18 protein-coding genes and 1 pseudogene are annotated in these 19,896 nt (G+C 70.5%); 13 read left to right on the top strand and 6 right to left on the bottom strand.

Annotated elements, in window-relative coordinates; genetic code table 11:
• Window positions 1–59 precede the first annotated feature (59 nt).
• Window positions 60–2,525: a glycoside hydrolase family 65 protein gene (locus C2865_RS06315; protein ID WP_106397522.1), complete on the top strand. Its 2,466-nt coding sequence runs from the start codon at window positions 60–62 to the stop codon at window positions 2,523–2,525.
• Here the strand turns inward: C2865_RS06315 and C2865_RS06310 are convergent.
• Window positions 2,504–3,517 (bottom strand): TerC/Alx family metal homeostasis membrane protein, encoded by a 1,014-nt coding sequence (locus tag C2865_RS06310; RefSeq protein WP_106397271.1) that lies wholly within the window; start codon window positions 3,515–3,517, stop codon window positions 2,504–2,506. The genes C2865_RS06315 and C2865_RS06310 overlap by 22 nt on opposite strands.
• A 127-nt stretch (window positions 3,518–3,644) precedes the next feature.
• Here C2865_RS06310 and C2865_RS06305 point away from each other — a divergent pair, with 127 nt between their 5' ends.
• The gene (locus tag C2865_RS06305; protein WP_198652984.1) at window positions 3,645–4,628 is read left to right on the top strand and encodes a right-handed parallel beta-helix repeat-containing protein; all 984 of its coding nucleotides are present in this window, start codon (window positions 3,645–3,647) and stop codon (window positions 4,626–4,628) included.
• A 51-nt stretch (window positions 4,629–4,679) separates the two neighbouring features.
• Here the strand turns inward: C2865_RS06305 and C2865_RS06300 are convergent, their stop codons facing one another.
• Window positions 4,680–5,072: a hypothetical protein gene (locus C2865_RS06300; RefSeq protein WP_106397270.1), complete on the bottom strand. Its 393-nt coding sequence runs from the start codon at window positions 5,070–5,072 to the stop codon at window positions 4,680–4,682.
• A gap of 338 nt (window positions 5,073–5,410) precedes the next feature.
• Here C2865_RS06300 and C2865_RS06295 point away from each other — a divergent pair, with 338 nt between their 5' ends.
• The 3 genes from C2865_RS06295 to C2865_RS06285 all read left to right on the top strand — a co-directional run bounded on the left by C2865_RS06295 (window position 5,411) and on the right by C2865_RS06285 (window position 8,114).
• Window positions 5,411–6,637, top strand: coding sequence for a PAS domain-containing sensor histidine kinase (locus C2865_RS06295; protein ID WP_106397269.1), 1,227 nt, complete (start codon window positions 5,411–5,413; stop codon window positions 6,635–6,637).
• A gap of 48 nt (window positions 6,638–6,685) precedes the next feature.
• Entirely contained in the window at window positions 6,686–7,564 is an 879-nt protein-coding gene (locus C2865_RS06290) for a TIGR03619 family F420-dependent LLM class oxidoreductase (RefSeq protein ID WP_106397268.1), read from the top strand.
• Window positions 7,565–7,673: 109 nt separating this feature from the next.
• On the top strand, window positions 7,674–8,114 hold the full coding sequence (locus C2865_RS06285) for a nuclear transport factor 2 family protein (RefSeq protein WP_106397267.1): 441 nt from the start codon (window positions 7,674–7,676) through the stop codon (window positions 8,112–8,114).
• Window positions 8,115–8,185: 71 nt separating this feature from the next.
• On the opposite strand, the gene C2865_RS06280 is transcribed toward C2865_RS06285, so the two are convergent.
• Complete coding sequence (locus C2865_RS06280; protein WP_198652977.1) at window positions 8,186–8,983, bottom strand: helix-turn-helix domain-containing protein; 798 nt, start codon at window positions 8,981–8,983, stop codon at window positions 8,186–8,188.
• 142 nt (window positions 8,984–9,125) lie between these two features.
• Here C2865_RS06280 and entS point away from each other — a divergent pair, with 142 nt between their 5' ends.
• From entS to C2865_RS06245, 7 genes are all read left to right on the top strand, one after another.
• On the top strand, window positions 9,126–10,376 hold the full coding sequence (gene entS, locus C2865_RS06275) for an enterobactin transporter EntS (RefSeq protein WP_106397266.1): 1,251 nt from the start codon (window positions 9,126–9,128) through the stop codon (window positions 10,374–10,376).
• A gap of 135 nt (window positions 10,377–10,511) precedes the next feature.
• On the top strand, window positions 10,512–11,510 hold the full coding sequence (locus C2865_RS06270) for an ABC transporter substrate-binding protein (protein ID WP_106397265.1): 999 nt from the start codon (window positions 10,512–10,514) through the stop codon (window positions 11,508–11,510).
• A gap of 6 nt (window positions 11,511–11,516) precedes the next feature.
• Window positions 11,517–12,326: a siderophore-interacting protein gene (locus C2865_RS06265; RefSeq protein ID WP_106397264.1), complete on the top strand. Its 810-nt coding sequence runs from the start codon at window positions 11,517–11,519 to the stop codon at window positions 12,324–12,326.
• On the top strand, window positions 12,316–13,305 hold the full coding sequence (locus C2865_RS06260) for a FecCD family ABC transporter permease (RefSeq protein ID WP_106397263.1): 990 nt from the start codon (window positions 12,316–12,318) through the stop codon (window positions 13,303–13,305). Before C2865_RS06265 ends, C2865_RS06260 begins: the two co-directional genes overlap by 11 nt.
• Window positions 13,302–14,321: a FecCD family ABC transporter permease gene (locus C2865_RS06255; protein ID WP_106397262.1), complete on the top strand. Its 1,020-nt coding sequence runs from the start codon at window positions 13,302–13,304 to the stop codon at window positions 14,319–14,321. The genes C2865_RS06260 and C2865_RS06255 overlap by 4 nt, the downstream gene beginning before the upstream one ends.
• Window positions 14,315–15,094, top strand: coding sequence for an ABC transporter ATP-binding protein (locus tag C2865_RS06250; protein ID WP_198653055.1), 780 nt, complete (start codon window positions 14,315–14,317; stop codon window positions 15,092–15,094). The genes C2865_RS06255 and C2865_RS06250 overlap by 7 nt, the downstream gene beginning before the upstream one ends.
• Window positions 15,095–15,292: 198 nt before the next feature.
• Window positions 15,293–16,498: an ATP-binding protein gene (locus C2865_RS06245; RefSeq protein ID WP_106397260.1), complete on the top strand. Its 1,206-nt coding sequence runs from the start codon at window positions 15,293–15,295 to the stop codon at window positions 16,496–16,498.
• Between the two features lie 23 nt (window positions 16,499–16,521).
• Here C2865_RS06245 and C2865_RS39255 read toward each other — a convergent pair whose 3' ends face one another.
• The gene (locus tag C2865_RS39255; RefSeq protein WP_157963586.1) at window positions 16,522–17,682 is read right to left on the bottom strand and encodes a hypothetical protein; all 1,161 of its coding nucleotides are present in this window, start codon (window positions 17,680–17,682) and stop codon (window positions 16,522–16,524) included.
• A gap of 85 nt (window positions 17,683–17,767) precedes the next feature.
• Window positions 17,768–18,238 (bottom strand): nuclear transport factor 2 family protein, encoded by a 471-nt coding sequence (locus tag C2865_RS06235; protein ID WP_232835392.1) that lies wholly within the window; start codon window positions 18,236–18,238, stop codon window positions 17,768–17,770.
• A 20-nt stretch (window positions 18,239–18,258) separates the two neighbouring features.
• Between C2865_RS06235 and C2865_RS06230 the strand changes: the two genes are divergently transcribed.
• Entirely contained in the window at window positions 18,259–19,050 is a 792-nt protein-coding gene (locus tag C2865_RS06230; RefSeq protein WP_106397258.1) for a helix-turn-helix domain-containing protein, read from the top strand.
• 96 nt (window positions 19,051–19,146) lie between these two features.
• Here the strand turns inward: C2865_RS06230 and C2865_RS06225 are convergent.
• Window positions 19,147–19,890, bottom strand: a pseudogene (locus tag C2865_RS06225) (helix-turn-helix domain-containing protein); the annotation flags it as partial.
• Window positions 19,891–19,896: the final 6 nt, after the last annotated feature.

Below are 19,896 nucleotides of genomic sequence, written 5' to 3'. Positions count from 1 at the left end.
CGCCGCACAGTGAGACACCTCTGGTTTTGACCCGGGCTTTCACCGGGCAGCACGGCTGCATGACCACCCACCTCGTCTGCTCCCTGTGCCAGACGCCCGACAGCCAGTGGCTGCTGTCCTACACCGAGGCCGACCCGGCCGGCGAGGGGACCCGGGAGGCGCTGCTGACGCTCGGCAACGGCTACCTGGCCACGCGCGGCGCCGCGCCGGAGGACACCGCCGACGGCGTCCGCTATCCCGCCACCTACGTGGCGGGCGTCTACAACCGGCTCACCTCCCGGGTCCACGGCCATGCCAGGGACGACGAGAGCATCGTCAACCTGCCCAACTGGCTGCCCGTCACCTTCCGCGCCGAGGACGGACCCTGGTTCGCCCCCGGCGCGTACGAGGTCGAGCACTGGCACGAGGTGCTCGACATGCAGCACGGCGTCCTCCTGCGGGAGGCGTTCGTGCGCGATCCCGCGCGGCGGCGCACCCACCTGAGGCAGGAGCGGCTCGTCTCGCTGAACCGGCCGCACACGGCGGCCCTGCGCACCGTCCTCACCCCGATCGACTGGGACGGGACGCTGCACGTCCGCAGCCTGCTGGACGGGGAGGTGCGCAACGACAACGTCGCCGCGTTCGACGCGCTCGCCAAGGAGCACCTCGGTGAGCCCCTCACCGGCCGGCACGGCGACACGTACTGGCTGGTCGCCGAGACCAACCAGTCCGAGATCCGCGTCGCCATGGCGGCGCGGACCCTGCTGCGCCGCGAGGACCGGCCCGTCATCGCAGCCGTGCGGGACGTCGAGGATCCCCGCAGGGCGGGATACCGGCTGTCCCTCTCCGTCTCGCCGGGCGTCCCCGTGACGGTCGACAAGACCGTCACGGTCTTCACCTCCCGGGACAAGGCCATCTCAGAGCCGCTGGAGGCCGCCCGCATCGAACTGAACGCGACACCCGGCTTCGATTCCCTGCGCAAGGAGCACTTCCTGGCCTGGGAGCACCTCTGGAAGCGCTTCCACCTGTCCTTCCAGGGCGACGACGGGACGGCCGAGCGGCGCGCCGTCAACCTCCACATCTTCCACGTCGCCCAGACCCTGTCGCGCAACACCGCCGACCTCGACGTGGGCGTGCCGGCGAGGGGCCTGCACGGCGAGGGCTACCGCGGCCACATCTTCTGGGACGAGCTGTTCGTCTTCCCGATCCTCAACCTGCGGATGCCGGAGCTGACCAGGGCGCTGCTGCTGTACCGCTACCGCCGCCTCCCCCAGGCCCGACTGCTGGCCCGCGAGACCGGGGCCTCCGGCGCCCTCTTCCCCTGGCAGAGCGGGAGCGACGGACGGGAGGAGACACCGCGGGAGTTCTTCAACCCCCGCTCCGGCCGCTGGATGGCCGACAACTCGCGGCGGCAGTACCACATCGACATCGCGGTGGCCTACAACATCTGGCTCTACTACCAGGCCACCGCCGACGTCGACTTCCTCGCCGCCTACGGCGCCGAACTCCTCGTCGAGATCGCCCGCTTCTGGGCGTCCCTCGCCGAGTACGACTCCGCCGACGACCGCTACCACCTGCGCGGCGTGATGGGGCCCGACGAGTTCCACGACGGCTATCCCGAACGGCCCGGCGTCGGCCTGGACGACAACGCCTACGTCAACATCATGACCGCCTGGACGTTCGCCCGCGTCCAGGAGGTGCACGAGATCCTCGGCGGCCACCACACCGAGGACCTGTGGCAGCGGCTCGGCGTCACCGCGGACGAGCTGCGGCAGTGGGACCACCTCAGCCGGCGGCTGCACGTGCCGTTCCTGCCCGGCGGCCTGCTCGCCCAGTTCGAGGGCTACGCCGACCTGGAGGAGCTGGACTGGGCGGCCTACCGCGCGAAGTACGGCGGCATCGGCAGGCTCGACCTCATCCTGGAGTCCGAGGGCGACACCACCAACCGCTACAAGGCGTCCAAGCAGCCCGACGTGCTCATGCTCTTCTACCTGCTGAGCGTCGAGGAGCTCGTCCCCGTGCTGGAGCGGCTCGGCTACGCGTTCGATCCGGAGACCATCCCCGAGACCATCGCCTACTACCAGGCCCGCACCAGCCACGGCTCCACCCTCAGCCGGGTCGTGCACTCCTGGGTGTCGTCCCGCGGCAACCGCCAGGGCTCCTGGGAGCTGCTGTGCGAGGCGCTCTCCGCCGACCTCGCCGACACCCAGGGCGGCACCACCCGGGAGGGCATCCACCTCGGCGCGATGGCCGGGACCGTGGACATCCTGCAGCGCTGCTACACCGGCCTGGAGACCAGGGCCGACGCGCTGCGGCTGCACCCCTGCCTGCCCGAGAACCTCAAGTGGCTGGACTTCGACCTGCGCTACCGGGGCCACTGGCTGCACTTCCAGATCAGCCACGAGCAGGTGCTGGTCCGGGCGAGGCCGGGCGCCGCCGCCCCGGTGGACGTCATCGTGGACGGGCGAAGGCACGTCCTGGGCGGCGGCGAGCGGATCCTGCACCGGCTACCGGAGAAGCCGCCTCACTCCTCCTCCTGCCCCTGAGCCGACCGTCCCGGAGCCCGGCGCACCACGACGGTGCCGGCGTGCGCCTTGGCGGTCGGGTCGCGGCGGACCTTGACGAGGCTCGCCACCGTCGTGACGACCAGGATGACGCCGATGACGGCCAGCGAGAACGGCGTCGTGATGACCGGCACCGCGTCGCTGAGGTCGTGCGCCCAGTGCATGATCAGCTTCACCCCGATGAAGGCCAGGATCAGCGACAGGCCCGTCGACAGGTACACCAGCCGGTCCAGCAGGCCGGTCACGAGGAAGAACAGCGCCCGCAGGCCGAGCAGCGCGAACGCGTTGGCCACGAAGACGATGTAGGCCTCCTGCGTCACGCCGAACACCGCGGGGATGGAGTCGAGCGCGAACAGGATGTCCGTGCCGCCGATGGCGATCAGGACGATGAACAGCGGCGTCACCACCCGCCGGCCGTCGACCCTGGTGACCAGGTGCCCGTCCACGTACTCGTCGGTGACGGGCAGGAACCTGCGGGCGGCGCGCACCAGCAGGTTGTCGTCCACGTGCGGGTCCTCGTTGCGGTGCCGGAAGAGCTGCACGGCCGTCCAGAGCAGCAGCAGCCCGAACAGCAGGAACATGAAGGAGAACAGCGCCAGCAGCGTGGCGCCCAGCGCGATGAGGATGGCGCGCAGCACCAGCGCCAGCAGGATCCCGAACGTCAGGACCTCCTGCTGGTAGCGGTCGGGCACCGCGAACGTCGACATGATGATCACGAAGACGAAGAGGTTGTCGACCGACAGGCTCTTCTCGACGATGTAACCGGCGAAGTACTGCCCGCCGTAGTCCCACCCGACCTGGGTGGCCAGCACGACACCGAATCCCAGGGCTATCAGGATGTAGAACGTCGACCAGGCCGCCGCCTCCTTGAACCCCACATGGTGCGGCCGGAGCACGCCCATCCCCAGGTCCAGCACGAACAGGGCCGCGATGAATCCGAGGGTCAAGCCCCATCCGAGTGTCGATATCTCCATCCGCTCTCCTCACCTTCCGCCCCCGGACCACAACCGAACCGATACCCCCGGTAGCAACCTCCATCCCAACGGGCGGACCGCCGGAAACGTGCCGATCGCCACTGTGCGCTCTGGGACGATCTTCCTTATGTCGATTTCGCTCTCCAGGGCCGCCGCCACCGTCGCCGCCCTGGGCCTGGCGGTGGCGGGCGTCACCGCGTCCGGGACCGCCGCCCACGCCGCGGTCAAGGTCAAGAACGCCGCACAACTGACCAAAGCCCTCAAGAAGGCCAAGCCGGGGACGACGATCCGGCTGGCCAAGGGCGTCTACCGCGGCTCCTTCTCCCTCACCCGCTCCGGGACGAAGAAGCGGCCGATCAAGATCATCGCGAGTAAGGGCGCGGTGCTGTCCGGGCCGTCGATCCTCAAGGGCGTCACGCTGCGCCTGAACGGTGTCCGATGGGTCCTCGTCCAGGGCCTGACCGTCCAGGGCGGGCAGAAGGGCGTCATGCTGGACCGCTCCCGCAACGTCCTGCTCGACCGGCTCACCGTGCGGCGCAGCGGGATGGAGGGCGTGCGCTTTCGCGCCCACAGCTCCGGCAACGTCCTGCGCGGCTCCTGGATCCACGACACCGGGCTCTACAAGCCGGAGTTCGGCGAGGGCGTCGCCATCGGAAGCCCCCAGGGCGACATGAAGAACGACCGCAGCCACCGCAACCGCGTCCTGCACAACAGGATCGGCCCGAACGTGCGCGCGGAGGGCATCGACGCCAAGGAGCACACCCGCGGGGGGACCGTCAACGGCAACACCTTCGACGGCACCGGGATGAGCGGAAAGGACTCCGCCGACTCCTGGATCGACGTCAAGGGCAACGACTACGTCGTCTTCAACAACGACGGGATCCACGCGCTCGCCGACGGCTTCCAGGTGCACTCCGTCGTCAAGGGCTGGGGTTGCGGCAACGTGTTCAAGGCCAACCTCATCAACCTGACCGGCGCCCCCGGCGTCAACGGCACCGCCTACGGCGTCAACGCGCCCGACCACTCGGCGGACTGCGCGACCGAGGTCGCCTCCGACAACACCGTCATCGGCGGCACCGCGCCGACCAACCCCGGACTCCCCTTCGGGTGAGCCCCGCCGGAGCCAGGGCGGTGCGCCCCGCGGAGCGCGCCGCCCTGGGCGTCAGTCGGGACGGGTCTCCCAGATGTCGGTGATCCGCTCGACGTCGGAGCGGGTGAGCGGGCCGAGGCGGAAGTCGTCCGGGGCCGCGTAGGAGCCGACGAGGATGTAGTTCAGGCCCCGGCTGCGGGTGGCGCTGATCCTGCTGACCTCGCTCCAGCCGATCGCTGGGACGCGCAGGAGGCCGTGCCCGGCGATGCCGTGCTCGGAGATCTCGACGCGCGTCTCGCGGCAGGGAAGGGACACCCCCATCGCCAGGACCCCGCCCGCGGCCAGGGCGATGGCCTCCGGCGCCAGCGAGGCGTCCTTGAGCAGGAGCCAGAGGGCCAAGAGCAGGAGCCCCAGAGAGGCATACCAGAAGAGGGTGCCCGCCCGGGCGAAGAGGGTCTTGAACACCCCGGGATTATCCACGCAGCGGAGCGGGCAGCCCTAGGGGGAAACCGAAAATGTCGGAGCACCGTGACACGCCCCCGGGTGCGTCACGGGCCGGGACGGCGCGCGCGGCCTCCGGGACGGCCGGCGCCCCGGCGGGACGCAAGGCGCCGGTAAAGCCGTCGGCTGACCGGGCTATCGGTAGATAGTTCTCCTTTCCATGACCCTCCCCCGCATGGCCGTTGAGACGAAACAATCGGCAATGCCCGGGCAAAGAAACCGGTCGGGGCGGAAAATTCGGAATAGGCGTCCGCAGTGATCCTGTTTTTCATTCCGTTGAAGCTCTGCGAATGGTGCCTTGAATGGAAGATTCCGAGATCGACTATGCGGCCGTGTTCCGGGCCGGCCCCTCCCCGACCGCGCTGCTCGACGGCGACTTCGTCATCGTGGCGGCCAACGACGCCTACTGCAGGACATCGGGAAGGCCGCCCGAGGAGACGATCGGAAAGCCCCTCTTCGACCTCTTCCCCGACGACCCCTCCGACCCGGATTCCCAGGGCGCACACGTCCTGCGCAGCTCTGTCGAACGGGTTCTGAAGACGGGTGAACGGGACGTCGTGGCGCTGCTGAAGTACAACCTCGAACGTCCTGGAAGGCCCGGGGAGTTCGAGGAGCGCTACTGGAGCGAGGTCGCCGCGCCGGTCTTCGGCCCGGACGGGAAGGTGGAGCTCGTCATCCACCAGGTCGAGGAGGTCACCGGCTTCCTGCAGCGGTTGCGCCGGGCCCGCGGGGTGGTCGAAACCGGTACGCGCGCGGAACTGGAGGCGATGGAGAGCCACATCTACGCCCGTTCCCAGGAGCTCCAGGAGTTCAACGAGCGGCTCCAGCAGGCGCACGAGCAGCAGCGCAAGATCGCCGCGTCCCTGCAGGAGGCGGTGGAACGCCAGCGCCGGTTCGTCTCCGACGTCTCCCACGACCTGCGCAACCCCCTCACCGGCCTGCAACTGCGGCTGGAGGAGGCGCTCTCCGACCCGGAGGTCGACGTCCGGGAGGTCCTCCACTCGGTGCTGCGGGACGCCCAGCGGCTCAACGACCTGGTCTCCGACCTGCTGGAGCTCGCCCGCCTCGACGCCCACAAGGACGCCCCCTGCGAACCGGTCGACCTGGGCGTCCAGGTCGAGGAGGAGCTCAGACGCCACGCCTTCAAGCACCGGGTCCTCACCTGCCCCGACCGCGGGGTGGTCGTGCGCGCCTCGCGCATCCGGCTGTCCCGCCTCCTGGCCAACCTGCTGACCAACGCCGACCGGCACGCCGCCCGCCGGATCCGGATCATCGTCGAGGCACGGGGCGGCGAGGCGGTGCTGGAGGTCCTCGACGACGGCAGCGGCATCCCGCCGGAGGAGCGCGAGCGGATCTTCGAACGCTTCCACCGCTCGGAGGAGGCCCGCCGCAAGGACCCCGGCGGCACCGGTCTCGGCCTGGCCATCGCCCGCGAGATCGCCGAGGCCCACGGCGGCCGCCTGTACGCGGCCGAGAACCCCTCCGGCGGAGCCCGGTTCGTGTTGCGCCTGCCGCTGGCGGACCGCTGAGCGGGACGTCCCCCACGGTTGGAACAGGTTCTACTATGCTCCGGCGTCATGCGGTTCACCTATGCCGAGGCCATGACCGACCCCTCCTACCACCTCCCGCTGGCCCGAGCCGCCGAGGCGGCGGGCTACTCCAGCGTCAGCGTCGCGGACTCGCTGGTGTACCCCCGGGAGTCCGACGCCCGCTACCCCTACACCGCGGACGGCTCCCGCGAGTTCCTCGAGGACAAGGAGTTCATCGAGACGTTCACCCTCGTCGCCGCCATGGGCGCGGTGACGTCGACGATCCGGTTCACCCCGTTCGTACTGAAGCTTCCGGTGCGCCCGCCGGTGCTGGTGGCCAAGCAGGCGAGCTCGATCGCCCGGCTGACCGGCAACCGGCTGGCCCTGGGCGTCGGGCTGAGCCCGTGGCCGGAGGACTTCCAGGTGATGGGCGTGCCGTGGGAGCGGCGCGGGAAGCGGATGGACGAGTGCATCGAAGTGGTCCGCGGACTCACTGCGGGCGGTTACTTCGAGTACCACGGCGAGTTCTTCGACTTCCCCGCGATCAAGATGTCCCCCACCCCCTCCGAGCCGATCCCGATCCTCGTCGGCGGCCACAGCGAGCGCGCCCTGCGCCGCGCCGTCCGGCTGGGCGACGGCTGGATGCACGGCGGCGGCGACGCGGAGGAGCTCGACCGCCTGCTGGACCGGATCGCGGCCCTGCGCGCCGAGGAGGGCACCGCCGACCGCCCCTTCGAGCTGCACGTCATCTCCATGGACGCCTACACCCCCGACGGCGTCAAGCGCCTGGAGGACAAGGGCGTCACCGACGTGATCGTCGGCTTCCGCATGCCCTACGTCAAGGGCCCGGACACCGAGCCGCTCGCCAAGAAGATCGAGAAGCTGGAGCGGTTCGCCGAATCGGTGATCGCCAAGGTCGACCGCTGAGCGGACCCGTTCCGCCCGCGGTCCCGGGACGGGGCGTGCGCCCCGTCCCGGGACCGCGGGACGGGCACGACCCCTTGACCCAAAACGAGAACACGTTACAGTTTTGGGTGTGACCTCCTCCTCAGACGTCCTGTGGGAAGCGCCGGACGGCGAGCATCCCGCCCGCCGCGCGGCTCGACGCTCCATGACCGCGGCCTCCGCCGGAAAGCGCGACGAGTGGCTCGCCGCCTTCGCCGCCGACGCGCTGGTGGAGGACCCCGTGGGGCCCTCCATGCTCGACCCCGAAGGCGAGGGCCACCGGGGCCACGAGGGCATCGGGAAGTTCTGGGACGACTTCGTCGGCCCCGTGCAGGGCATCCGCTTCCACGTCAAGGACTCGTTCGCCAACGGCCCCTGCTGCGCCAACATCGCCACCCTCACCATGACGCTGGGCCAGGGCGCGACCATGACCGTCGACTGCGTGATCGTCTACACCGTCGACGAGGACGGCCTCATCACCTCGCTGCGCGCCCACTGGGAGCCGGAGCGGGCGATGGCCACCCTCCGCTGAGGGACGTGCGCCCGGCGGCGCCCCGCCCGCGGCCGAACGCGCGCTGAGCGCGATCAGCGGGCGGGCCGCCGCTACCGCAGGCGCACGTAGGCGCCCGGCGTGTGGCCGTACTCCTTCGAGAAGGCCTGGATGAACGCGGACGGGCTCGCGTAACCCACCTGGTGGGCGACCTGGGTGACCGGCTGCGACCCCTTGAGGAGCACCCGGGCCACCTGCAGGCGCAGCCGTGTACGCCACTGCGTGTACGACATGCCGAACTCGCACTCGAAGTCCCTTTGCAGGGTCTTCACGCTGGTGCACAGCCGGACGGCCCATTCCTCCAGCCGGGTGGGGTCGGCGGGCTCACGGGTGAGGGAACGGGCCACGACCATCGCCAGACCGCGGCCGTCCGCGTGGTGGCCGGCGAACTCGCGGGTCGTCGCGCCCAGGCCCTCCATGATGCGGACGCGGGCCTCCAGCGCCTCGGCCTCGGCCACTCCCGGGGAGGCGATGAACTGGATGAGCCGGGCGGCCTCGGCGCTCACGGAGACCGCCGCGACCCGCACGTCGCGCAGCGCCCGGGGGATCTCGCGCAGCGAGACGCGGTAGGTGGTCTGGCCCGCCCCCCCGCTGACCTCGTGGCTCACCGCCTTGCGCACCCAGAACGCCTCTCCCGGCCCGACGAACCGGCCGTCCGTCCCGGCGAGGGTGCCGAGCAGGCCGTCGGGCGACCAGTAGAGCTGGTGCAGGAAGTCGTCCCGCGCCTCCCCGAACTCCAGCGTCCTGGCCGAACGGTACTTCAGCACGTGGATGCCGTCGGGTTTGCCCAGACCGTAGCCGTAACCCTCGCACCAGTCCGGATCAGCACCGAAATGTCCGCTGAGCGACACTGGTTGACCTCCTGCCGATATTCCGCCAAGGGAAGGCAAGGCTAGCCTAAGCAACACCTCCGATTCAGCGGAGGCCCTCCCTGCCCGATACGCGGATGTTCCTGCATGACGGCGATCGAACCACTCCTGGAGAAGAACGGGTATGGGGCTGCGTAATCTCGTCCTCGACACCGCGCCGTTGCGGGAGAGCCCGGCCTTCCGGGCCGTCTTCATCGCGCGGACGGTGTCGCTGCTGGGCATCGGCATGGCGGCGGTCGCGCTCTCCGACCAGGTGTACGACCTGACGGGCTCGTCCTTCGGGGTGGCCGTCACGGTGATGGTGATGAGCCTGACGATGCTGCTGGGTTCGCTGGCCGGCGGGGTGGTCGCCGACCGGATGGACCGGCGGCCGCTGATCATCGTGTCCCGGACCGCGGCCGGTCTGGGGTTCGCGGGGCTGGCCGCCAACGCGTTCGTCGACGAGCCCTCCCTGTGGGCCGTCTACGTGTGCGTCGGCTGGAACGGGCTGGCCAACGGGGTCAGCACGACGGCGCTCATGGCCGCGACGCCCACGCTGGTGCAACCGCGGCAGCTGCCCGCGGCGGGCGCGCTCATCTCGCTCACCGGCCATCTCGGCTCCGTCGTCGCGCCCTTCATGGGCGGCGTCGTCATCGCGCTGTGGGAACCGGGCTGGGCGTACACCGCCACGGCCGTCTCCACGGCGCTCACCGTGCTGCTGCTGACCAGGGTCGGATCGCTGCCGCCCAGGCGGGTCGAGGGCGAGGGGGACACGACCTCGCTGGGCTCCGCCTTCCGGTTCGCGGTGCGGCACCCGACCGTGGGCGGGCTGCTCGCGCTCGGGGCGGTCACCGCGGTGTTCAGTGTTCCGACCGTGTTGTTCCCCGAGTTCGTCGACAAGCGGTTCGGGGGCGACGAGATGGTGCTGGGGCTGCTCTACACGGCCCCGGCGGTCGGCGCCATGATCGTCTCGCTGACCAGCGGGTGGCTCGGCACGACCCGCCGGCCGGGTCTCGTGCTGCTGGGCGCGGCGTTCCTCGGCGGTCTGGCGACCGTCGGGTTCGGACTGAGCGGGGCGCTGCCCGTCGCGCTCGTGATGCTCGCCGCCACGGGGGCCGCCGGGGTCGTCTACGAGGTGCTGGAGTACTCCCTGGTGCAGCACCACACGCCGGACGGGCTGCGCGGCAGGATCAACGGCGTGCTCAACGCCGAGGACACCAGCGGACGCGTCCTGGCGGGCGCCGAGGCCGCGGCGCTGGCCCGCTGGTTCAACCCGGGCGGGGCCGCGGTCGTCAACGGGGCGGTCTGCGCGGCGGCGGCGCTGCTGGCGGCGGTGTGCGTGCCGGGCCTGCGCCGGGCGACCCTGGCGCGGAAAGAGGCGGACACGGCCCCTTGATCGCGGCGAAATGTCCGCTGACCGACACAGGTTGACCTCTCACCGATATCCCGCGAGGGAAGGTAAGGCTAGCCTAAGTAACGCTTCCGGATCCTCCAGAGGCCTCCCACCTGCACGTATCTAAGGAAACCCCACATGTCCTCTCGCAGACCCTGGCGTCTCGCCGGTGCCCTGGCCCTCGCGCTCACCCTGACCGCCACCGGTTGCGGCTCCGGCGATGCATCCGACAAGGCCGACAAGTCCGCCACCCGCAGTTTCAAGGCGGACAACGGCGACATCACCATTCCGACCGATCCGAAGCGGGTCGTCGCGACCGGCTACGCCGTGCCCGTCCTCATCGAGGCCGACGCCGCCCTCGTCGGCATCTCCACCTGGCCGCGCGGCATCCCGATGATGACCGACGAGGACCGCGCCACCTACGAGAAGCTGGAGAAGGTCGCGGGCGCGACCGCCGCCGAGACCAACTACGAGGCCATCGCCGCGGTCAAGCCCGACCTCATCGTCATCGGCGTGCCCGCGCCCGTCCTCGCCGACGTCGACATCAAGCGGCTGGAGTCGATCGCCCCGGTCGTCGCGATCGGCCCGACCCGGCCCGACGCCTGGCGCGAGCAGTCCCGCCAGCAGTCCGACGCCGCGGGCCGCCTCGACAACTTCGAGGACACCAAGAAGGCGTACGAGAGCAAGGTGCAGCAGATCTCCGACAAGTACAAGGACGTCCTGAAGGACCTGAAGTTCGGTCACCTCGGCGCCTACGGCGAGGTCGGGTCCGGGGAGTTCCACCGCGAGTTCGCCGGCTCCTGGGGCACCAACGTCGCCGTCGACCTCGGCGTGCAGTACTACGGCGAGGTCAAGAAGAAGGGCGGCGGCAGCGCGGACGTCAGCGAGTACTCCTCCATCGAGGAACTCCCCGCGAGCTTCGCCGAGGCCGACGCCATCACCTACACGGTGCAGGCCGACGGCACCCCCGCCGACGCCGTCAAGTACGTCCTGGACAACGAGCTGTGGAAGAACCTTCCGGCGGTCAAGGCGGGCAGGGCCTTCCCGGTGCCCTACACCGAAGCGGTGACCTACACCTCGGCCCTCAAGACCCTCGACGCCCTCGACAAGGCGCTCGCACCCCTCCTGGAGAGCTGAGACTCCATGGACCGCAGCAACCCCCGCGAACGCGTCGCCGCCCACCACCGGGAGGGCGAGGGCGTGGTCCGCGTCCCCTACCCCATCGGCTTCCGCACCACCACCGTCCTGCGGACGGAGTGCGTGACGCCGAACATCATCCGGGTGACGGTGGGCGGGCCCGGCCTGGACGGCTTCCACAGCTACCAGGCGGACGACCATGTCAGGATCGTCTTCCCCGATCCCGACGGAACCCTCCGGCACCCCGTCCCCAACGAAGAGCAGATGCTCGACTGGCCGAAACCGTTTCCGACGACGCGCAAGTACACGGTCCGCCGTTACGACGCGGCCGCGCGGGAGATGGACATCGACGCCGTGGTCCACGAAGGCGGTGTCGGCTCGGCCTGGGCGTCCTCCGTCGCGGTCGGCGACATGGTCGCCGTCGCGGGGCCTCCCGGAGCAAAGTCGTTCCCGCACAACTACGGCCACTACGTGTTCGCCGTCGACACGACGGCGCTCCCGGCGGCCGCGCGGTGGCTGGAGGAGTCGCCCTCCGACGTCTCCGCGCACGTCGTGATCGAGACGGACGACGCCGCCGACCACGCCTACCCGCTGGCGTCGCGGGAAGGCGTCTCGGTCACCTGGCTGGTCCGCTCCGACGCCCGCTCCTCGCTCGCCGAGACCGTGCAGGGCCTCGAACTCCCCGACACGCGGACGTTCCTGTTCGCCGCCGGGGAGAGCGACGACATCAAGCCGCTGCGCGCCTGGAGCAAGGGGAGGCTCGACTCGCTGTTCACCGGCTACTGGAAGCGCGGAGTAGCCGACCTTGAGGACTGACCTTCTCCGGCGTTCCACGATCCTCGCCGGATCCCTTCTCCTCCTGGTCGCCCTGGCGGGTGCGAGCGTCTGTGTGGGAGCACAGGCGGTCGCACCCGCCGAGGTGCTGAAGGCGTTCACCGACTACACGGGAAGCGCCGAGCACATCATCGTCCGCGACATCCGGGGGCCGCGCACGATCCTCGCCGTCTGCGTGGGCGCGGCCCTGGGCACGGCCGGAGCGCTCGTCCAGACGCTGACCCGCAACCCCCTCGCCGAACCCGGCATCCTCGGCGTCACGGGAGGCGCGGGCTTCGCCATCACGGTCGGCGCGGCCCTCGGGCTGGCCGGCTCCCAGATCACACAGCTGCTGCTGGCGTTCGCCGGATCGGTGATCGCCGCGCTCGTCGTCCACTCCGTCGGCCGGTCCTCGCCGCTGCGGCTCGTCCTGGCCGGAACGGCGCTCAGCTCGCTGCTCGCCGGAATCTCCCTGGGCCTGCGCCTCCTGATGCCGACCGTCTTCGACGAGTTCCGCTTCTGGTACATCGGCTCCCTCGCCGGACGCGAGCAGTCCCCGTTCCTGATCCCGCTGGTCCTGCTCCTGCTCGCCCTGGTCGGGGCCATGGCCGTGACCCGCCCGCTGAACGCCCTCGCCCTCGGCGAGCAGGTCGCCTCGACGCTCGGCGCCCACATCCTGCGCACCCGGCTGGCCGTCCTGGTCCTGATCACCGTGCTGGCCGCGACCGCGACCGCGGTGGCCGGGCCGATCGCCTTCGTCGGCCTGATCGTCCCCCACCTGGCCCGCCGGCCGGCCGGGGGCTCCATCCCCTGGCTGATGGCCTACACGATGGTGCTCAGCCCCGTCCTGCTGCTGGTCTCCGACATCCTCTCCCGGGTGCTGCTCCCCACCGGCGAGGTGCCCGTCGCGGTCGTCACGGCCTTCCTCGGCGGCCCGGTGCTGATCTGGGCCGTACGGCGCTACGGAACGGTGACGCTATGACCTCTCTCGTGCTGCGCGCGGGCCGGTTCTCCGCCCGCGCCGAACGCCGGACCGTCGTGGTCTCGTCCGCGCTGGTCGTCGTCGCACTGGCGCTGGGCCTGCTCGGCCTCTGCTACGGGGCCGCCTGGGCCACGCCGGGCGAGGCGCTGGCCGCGCTCGCCGGGCAGGGCGACTCGGTGGTCGTCATCCGCGAGTGGCGGCTGCCCCGCGTGACGGCCGCGCTCGTCTTCGGCGCGGCGCTGGGCGTCGCCGGGGCGGTCTTCCAGAACCTCACCCGCAACGCGCTCGGCAGCCCCGACATCATCGGGCTCGACGCGGGCGCCTACACCGGCGCGCTGCTGGTGACCGTCCTGTTGTCGGGCGGCGCCGCGACGCTGGCGGCGGGCTCGATCGCCGGAGGCCTGCTGGCCGCCGCGGCGATCTACCTGCTGTCCTGGAAGGCCGGGGTGAGCGGCCTGCGGCTGATCGTCATCGGCATCGCGATGAACGCGATCCTCACCGCGCTGAACAACTGGATCGTGCTGCGCGCCGAACTCGAGGTCGCGATCGCCATGACCAGCTGGAGCGCGGGCTCCCTCAACGGCGTCGACTGGGCGGACATCACCCCCGGCCTCACCGTCCTGGCCGTGCTCTTCCTGCTGATGGCCGCCCTGTCCCAGGCGATGCACCAGAGCGTGCTGGGCGACGAGTTCGCCGCCTCCACCGGCGTGAACCTGAACGTGCTGCGCCCGCTGGTCGTCCTGGTCGGCGTCGGCTGCACCGCCACGGTCACCGCCGTCGCGGGCCCGATCGTGTTCGTCGCGCTGGCCGCCCCCCAGATCGGCCGCCGCCTCGCCGGAGCCGCGGGCGTCCCGTTCGTCCCCGCCGCCCTGAGCGGCGCCGTCCTGCTGCTCGCCGCCGACCTCGCCGCCCAGATGCTGCTCGCCCCCACCTCCCTGCCGGTCGGCGTCATGACGACGGCCGTCGGCGGCACCTATTTCATCTGGCTGCTCTTCAAAGAGACGAAGAAATCGTGAAATCCCGCCTCTCCGCCCGGAATCTCACCCTCGCCTACGGCGACCGCGTGATCTCCACCGAGCTGACCCTCGACATCCCCGACGGCGCGTTCACCGCCGTCGTCGGTGCCAACGCCTGCGGCAAGTCGACGCTGCTGCGCTCCTTCGTCCGCCTCCTCGCCCCGAAGGAGGGCGCCGTCACCTTCGACGGCCGGGACGTCTCCCGCACCCGCCCCAAGGTCCTGGCCCGCCAGGTCGGCTTCCTCCCCCAGGCCGCCGACGCCCCCGAGAACATCCTGGTCCGCCAGCTCGTCGCCCGGGGCCGCCACCCCCACCAGACCTTCCTGTCCACCTGGTCGCAGGACGACGAACGAGCCGTCACCGAGGCCATGGCCGCCGCCGACGTGACGGACCTGGCCGACCGCCAGGTGGAGGCGCTCTCCGGCGGACAGCGCCAGCGCGTCTGGGTGGCGATGGTCCTCGCCCAGGAGACCCCCTACCTCCTGCTGGACGAGCCCACCACCTACCTCGACATCGCCCACCAGTACCAGCTGCTGTCCCTCTTCGCCCGCCTCCGCGACGAGGGCCGCACCGTCATCGCCGTCCTCCACGACATCAACCAGGCCTGCCGCTACGCCGACCACCTCATCGCCATGAAGAACGGCGCCGTCATCGCCGAGGGCGCCCCCTCCGACATCGTCACGGCCCCCTTGATCGAGAAGGTCTTCGACCTCCCCAACCTCGTCGTCCCCGACCCCCACACCGGCACCCCCATGATCGTCCCCACGATCTGACCGAAGCGACCGATCTGACAGCGACCCAGCGACCAATCCGGCAGCAAACCAGCGACTAAACCGGCAGCTGATCAGCGTCCAATTGGACAGCACACCAGCGACTTCCAGGACAGCACAGGTGTGCTCGTGCCATCCCTGGCTGGTGGGTGAGGAGACGAGGACACCGCTCGGCCGGGTGCTGCCAGGCGGGCGCAGAGCATGCTCGGCGACGCTCTGGAAGACACGCGCGTAGTGCTGGTGACCGGTGCGCGCCAATGCGGCAAGAGCACCCTCGTCAGGCTCAGCGCCAAAGGCACCGAAGCCGAATGGCGCAATCTCGATACGACGGCGACCCGGTTGGCGGCCATGGAGGATCCCGACGGATTCGTCGACGTCGGCGAACTCCTGATCGTGGACGAGATCCAGCGCGTACCGGAACTGATGCTCGCCATCAAGGAGGTCGTGGATCGCGACCCCCGGCCTGGACGCTTCCTCCTCACAGGTTCCGCGCGCGTTCTGGGGCTGCGCGGACTCCCCGACGCGCTCCCCGGCCGGATGGAGACCATCGAACTCTGGCCCTTCTCCCAAGGTGAGATCGACGGCACCCCTGACGGATTTCTGGACGCGGTGTTCGCTCAAGGACCCGACCTGGCGCACACCTCACAGGTCACCCGGTCCGACTACGCCGAACGCGTCGTCCGAGGCGGTTTCCCAGAGGCGGTCGCTCGCACCACCGCCCGTCGTCGGGAACGTTTCTTCGACTCCTACGTCGGCGACCTGGTCGCCCGGGACGTCAGTCGGCTTTCAGAGATCGAGCGCACCGCGGAGATGCATGCGCTTCTGCGCCTTCTCTCCGCCCGTTCCGGCCAGTTGATCAACGCCAGCTCGCTCGCCGACGAACTCAGCATCTCCGCCAGAACCGTCCAACGGTATCTGGGCCTCCTCGAAGAGGTCTTCCTGGTCAAACGCATCCCAGCCTGGTCACGCAATCTGAGCACCCGCGCCGTCGCCACCCCCAAGCTCGCCTTCGTCGACTCCGGCATCGCCGCCAACCTCATCTCCGCCGACACCCGCAGCCTCCTGCGGCCGACCGGGCAGTTCGGCCCGCTCATGGAGGGCTTCGTCCTCATGGAGCTCGCCCGCCAGCTCACCTGGTCGCAGGAGCGTGCGGAGCTCTTCCACTACCGCACCAAGGACAAGGTCGAAGTCGACGCCGTCCTGGAGAACCGCCGAGGTCAAGTGGTCGGCATCGAGGTCAAAGCCGCCTCCACCGTCCGCCCCGGCGACTTCCGCGGCCTCCGCCACCTCGCCGACCGCCTCGGCGACGACTTCCTCACCGGCATGGTCCTCTACACCGGCACCCAGACCCTCTCCTTCGGTCCCCGCCTCCGCGCCATGCCCATCAGCGCGCTCTGGGAGGTCTGAAGCGCAGCCGCCGCGGCGGGTCTTCAGTGGTGCGAGGAGCTCTTTCCCTCCAGGGCGTCCAGCCAGGCGGCCGCGTAGGGGTCGGTCCGGGACACGCGCCTGAACGCGGCGGCGACCTCCTCGGCGGGCAGGCATTCCATGAACCGGGCGGGAAGCGCCAGCAACTGCGCGAGCCCCTTCCGGTTCGCGGTCTGCGCCGCCTCCCTCTTCACGCGCGGCGCGATCACCTGCTCCTGCACGGCCGCGTCGGAGAACAGGCGCCGGAGGTCGGACTCGCATGCCGCAAGGCGCAGCGCGTCGACGTCCCGCCACCAGATCTCCTCGGTGATCCGCTCGGGCCACTGCTCGAACGCCGCCGCGAGCAGCGCGCTTCGCCCGCCTCCCGGAGTGAGGGGCAGCCGGGCCGCGACCTTCGCGAGGCCGTCCCAGCCGATGGTGCCCCGTTCCTCCGCGGAAGAGGACTCCAACCGATTTCCGAGTACCCGGGCGGCCTCGTCGACCCGCCGCTCGTCGTCTTCCGTCAGATCGCCGTCCACCGCGATGAGCAGATCGAGAACCGCGGGGAGCGGGGCCGCTTCGACGTCCCGGCCGCCCTGCTCCAGCAGCCCGCGGAGCAGCTGCCGCGGCGCGGACGCGTCCTCGCCCGTGAACGCCGGGGTCGAGGCCTCGGCGAACGCATCCGGCTCCGCCCGCACCTCGGCTCCCGCCGCCGGTCCGGCCTCTTCTGCCGGAGGCTCTCCTCCGGTCACCGGCGCCTCATGCCGAGCCGGCCTCCACCGGTAGGCGTTGTTCGCCTCGGTGACCCCCTCGACCTCGCCGAGCCTCTTCTGGGCGCGCCTCCACGCCCGGTCCACGGCCACGGAGTCGAGCCCGAGCTCGCCCAGGTGCTTCTTGAGATCCCCGGACCGCTGGCGGCCGCCGACCTCCCGCAGTACCTGGGCGAACAACCCGACCGCGTCCTTCTCCAGCCGCGCGGCGAACCCCGCCGGATCGGCGAACGCCTCATGCCGCAGGCTCCCCCGCGGCATGAACGTGGTGGTGGCGCTGATCGGAACCCGCTCTTCCGACCCATCGTCATCCCACCTGACGGTGAGCATCCCCCTGTCCCTGGCCAGGAGTTCCCCGGTCCGCACCGGCCCCTCCGGCCCGGACGGCTTACTGACGACGATCTCAGCCTTCTGCACGGCTGCAACTGTAGACGTCTCCCGCCCCTGTCCACGTCACAGCGGCGGCGAAGCCTCCTGGTCCAGTGGGCCGGTCGCACCGTCCTCAACGAATCGGGTGAGTCCTTGAGGCGGCGGGCTCCCACCACACCAGGTTGGCGGCGGCCTGGGCCGTCGGCTCGATGATCTCCCATCCTTCGGCGATCAGCCCGTCGTCGATCCGCCAGATGTCGACGACCGTGATCTCCGGTCCGGCGGGGAGCCGGCGCCGCGAGTGCATCACGACGTGGTCACCGTCGGCCAGTACGTGATGGACCTCGACCTGCATGCCGGCGATCGTCCCCAACGCCGCGCGCACGGCGGCGAGCCATTCCGTCTTGGTCGACGAGGTGGCGTCCGGCCTGTGATGGACGAATTCGTCGCTCAGCAGCGGCGCGAGCGCGTCGACGTCGCCCGTCCCGATCAGCTCCGCCAGCGCCCGCTCAACGACGTTCTTGTTCTCTGTGGTCATGGCTGCAGTGTTCCGACGGCTGCGACGGTTGTCGATGAACTGGGATTTCATGGCGCTCTGCTCCACGATGAGTAGTCTCAGGGCCCGTGTACACGGTCGGTGAACTCCTGCGGCAGTGGCGGCGGCGCCGCCGGATCAGCCAGCTCGATCTCGCCATCGCCGCCGACGTCTCGGCCCGCCACGTCAGCCTGGTCGAGACCGGCAAGTCCAACCCGAGCGCCGAGATGGTCCTCCGGCTCGCGGATCACCTCGACGTGCCGCTGCGTGAACGCAACCGGCTGCTGCTCGCCGCCGGTTTCGCGCCCCGGTACACCGAGCGGCCGCTCGACGGCGGCGCGCTGACGGCAGCCCGGGACGCGATCGCCCGGGTGCTCCGCGCGCACGAGCCGTACCCGGCACTGGTCTTCGATCGCCGCTGGAACATCCTGATGAGCAACCGCGCCGTCGACCCGTTCTTCGCGACCGTCGACCCCGACCTGCTGCGCCCGCCGGTCAACCTGGTGCGGCTGGGACTGCACCCGCGCGGGCTCGCTCCCCTGGTCGTCAACCTGGCCGACGTGCGCGCGGTGTTCCGCACCCGCATCGCACGGCAGCTCGCCGTCGCCCCCGACCCCGAGCTCACCGCGCTCTACGAGGAGCTCCTGGCACCCGGCCCTGAGGACGCGGTGAGCCTTTCGTCCGAATCCGACGTCGTGATCCCGATGCTCATCCGCTTCGAAGGCCGGGAACTGCGGCTGTTCTCGACGATCACCACGTTCGGCACCCCCATGGACATCACGCTGGACGAGGTCGCGATCGAGTCGTACTACCCGGCGGACGCCGAAAGCGCCGCCTACTTCACGAACCCCGACGGCGACTGCCGCCCCGCCCGTCCCTGACCGGCGAGGACCGCCCGCCGTTCGAGTCGCGTGCGGGAGCTCAGCGGCCTGGAAGCGGCTTGCCTCGCCCTGACGGCATAACGCAAGTTCTTCGAGGGCTGCTCTCGTCTTGTCGTCGGCCGGGAAGAAGGACTCGATGGCCAGTTCGGCGACGGTGATGTCGACGGCGGTGCCGAAGACCGTCATGGTGCTGAAGAAGGCGAGTTCGGTGTCGCCGACGCGCATGCGCAGGGGGACGAGGACGTCGGCGGCCTCATCGCCGCCTGAGGGAGGACGGCCGTCTCCGCCCGGGTACGCGGAGACCTCCTCGTACAGTTCTGCCAGGTCGTCGTCGAGACTCACCGCGATCTGGCGGCGCAGCCGCGCCAGCAGGTGGGCGCGCACCTCCGGGAGGTTGACGATGTGGCGGGCCAGCCCGTCGGGATGCAGGGTGACGCGCATGACGTTCACCGGCGGCTCCAGCAGGGCGGGATCGACGAGCCGGGCCAGGAGCACGACGCCTTCGTTCATCTCCAGTGCGTTCCAGAGCCGGTCGACGAGCAGGGCCGGGGTGGGTTCGTGCGCCCGGAGGATGTGGCGGGCGGCGGCCCGCACCCCGTCCATCTCGACGGCGTCGAGGGTCGTCTCCCGGTAGACGGGGGCGTGTCCGGCGGCCAGCAGCAGCCGGTTGCGCTCCCGCAGCGCCAACTGCAGCCGGTCGGAGAGCTTGCCTATGAGTTCCGGGCTGGGATTCGCCCTTCCCGTCTCCACGAAACTCAGATGCCTTTGCGACACCTCGGTCTGCATGGCGAGCGCGAACTGGCTGAGCCCCCGCTCCTCCCGCAGCTCGCGCAGCAACATCCCCAC

Source organism: Actinocorallia populi (assembly GCF_002995495.1).
Classification (GTDB): Bacteria; Actinomycetota; Actinomycetes; order Streptosporangiales; family Streptosporangiaceae; genus Actinocorallia; species Actinocorallia populi.
Note: the sequence above shows the minus strand (reverse complement) of the source record. Positions and strands in the feature narration are given on the sequence as shown.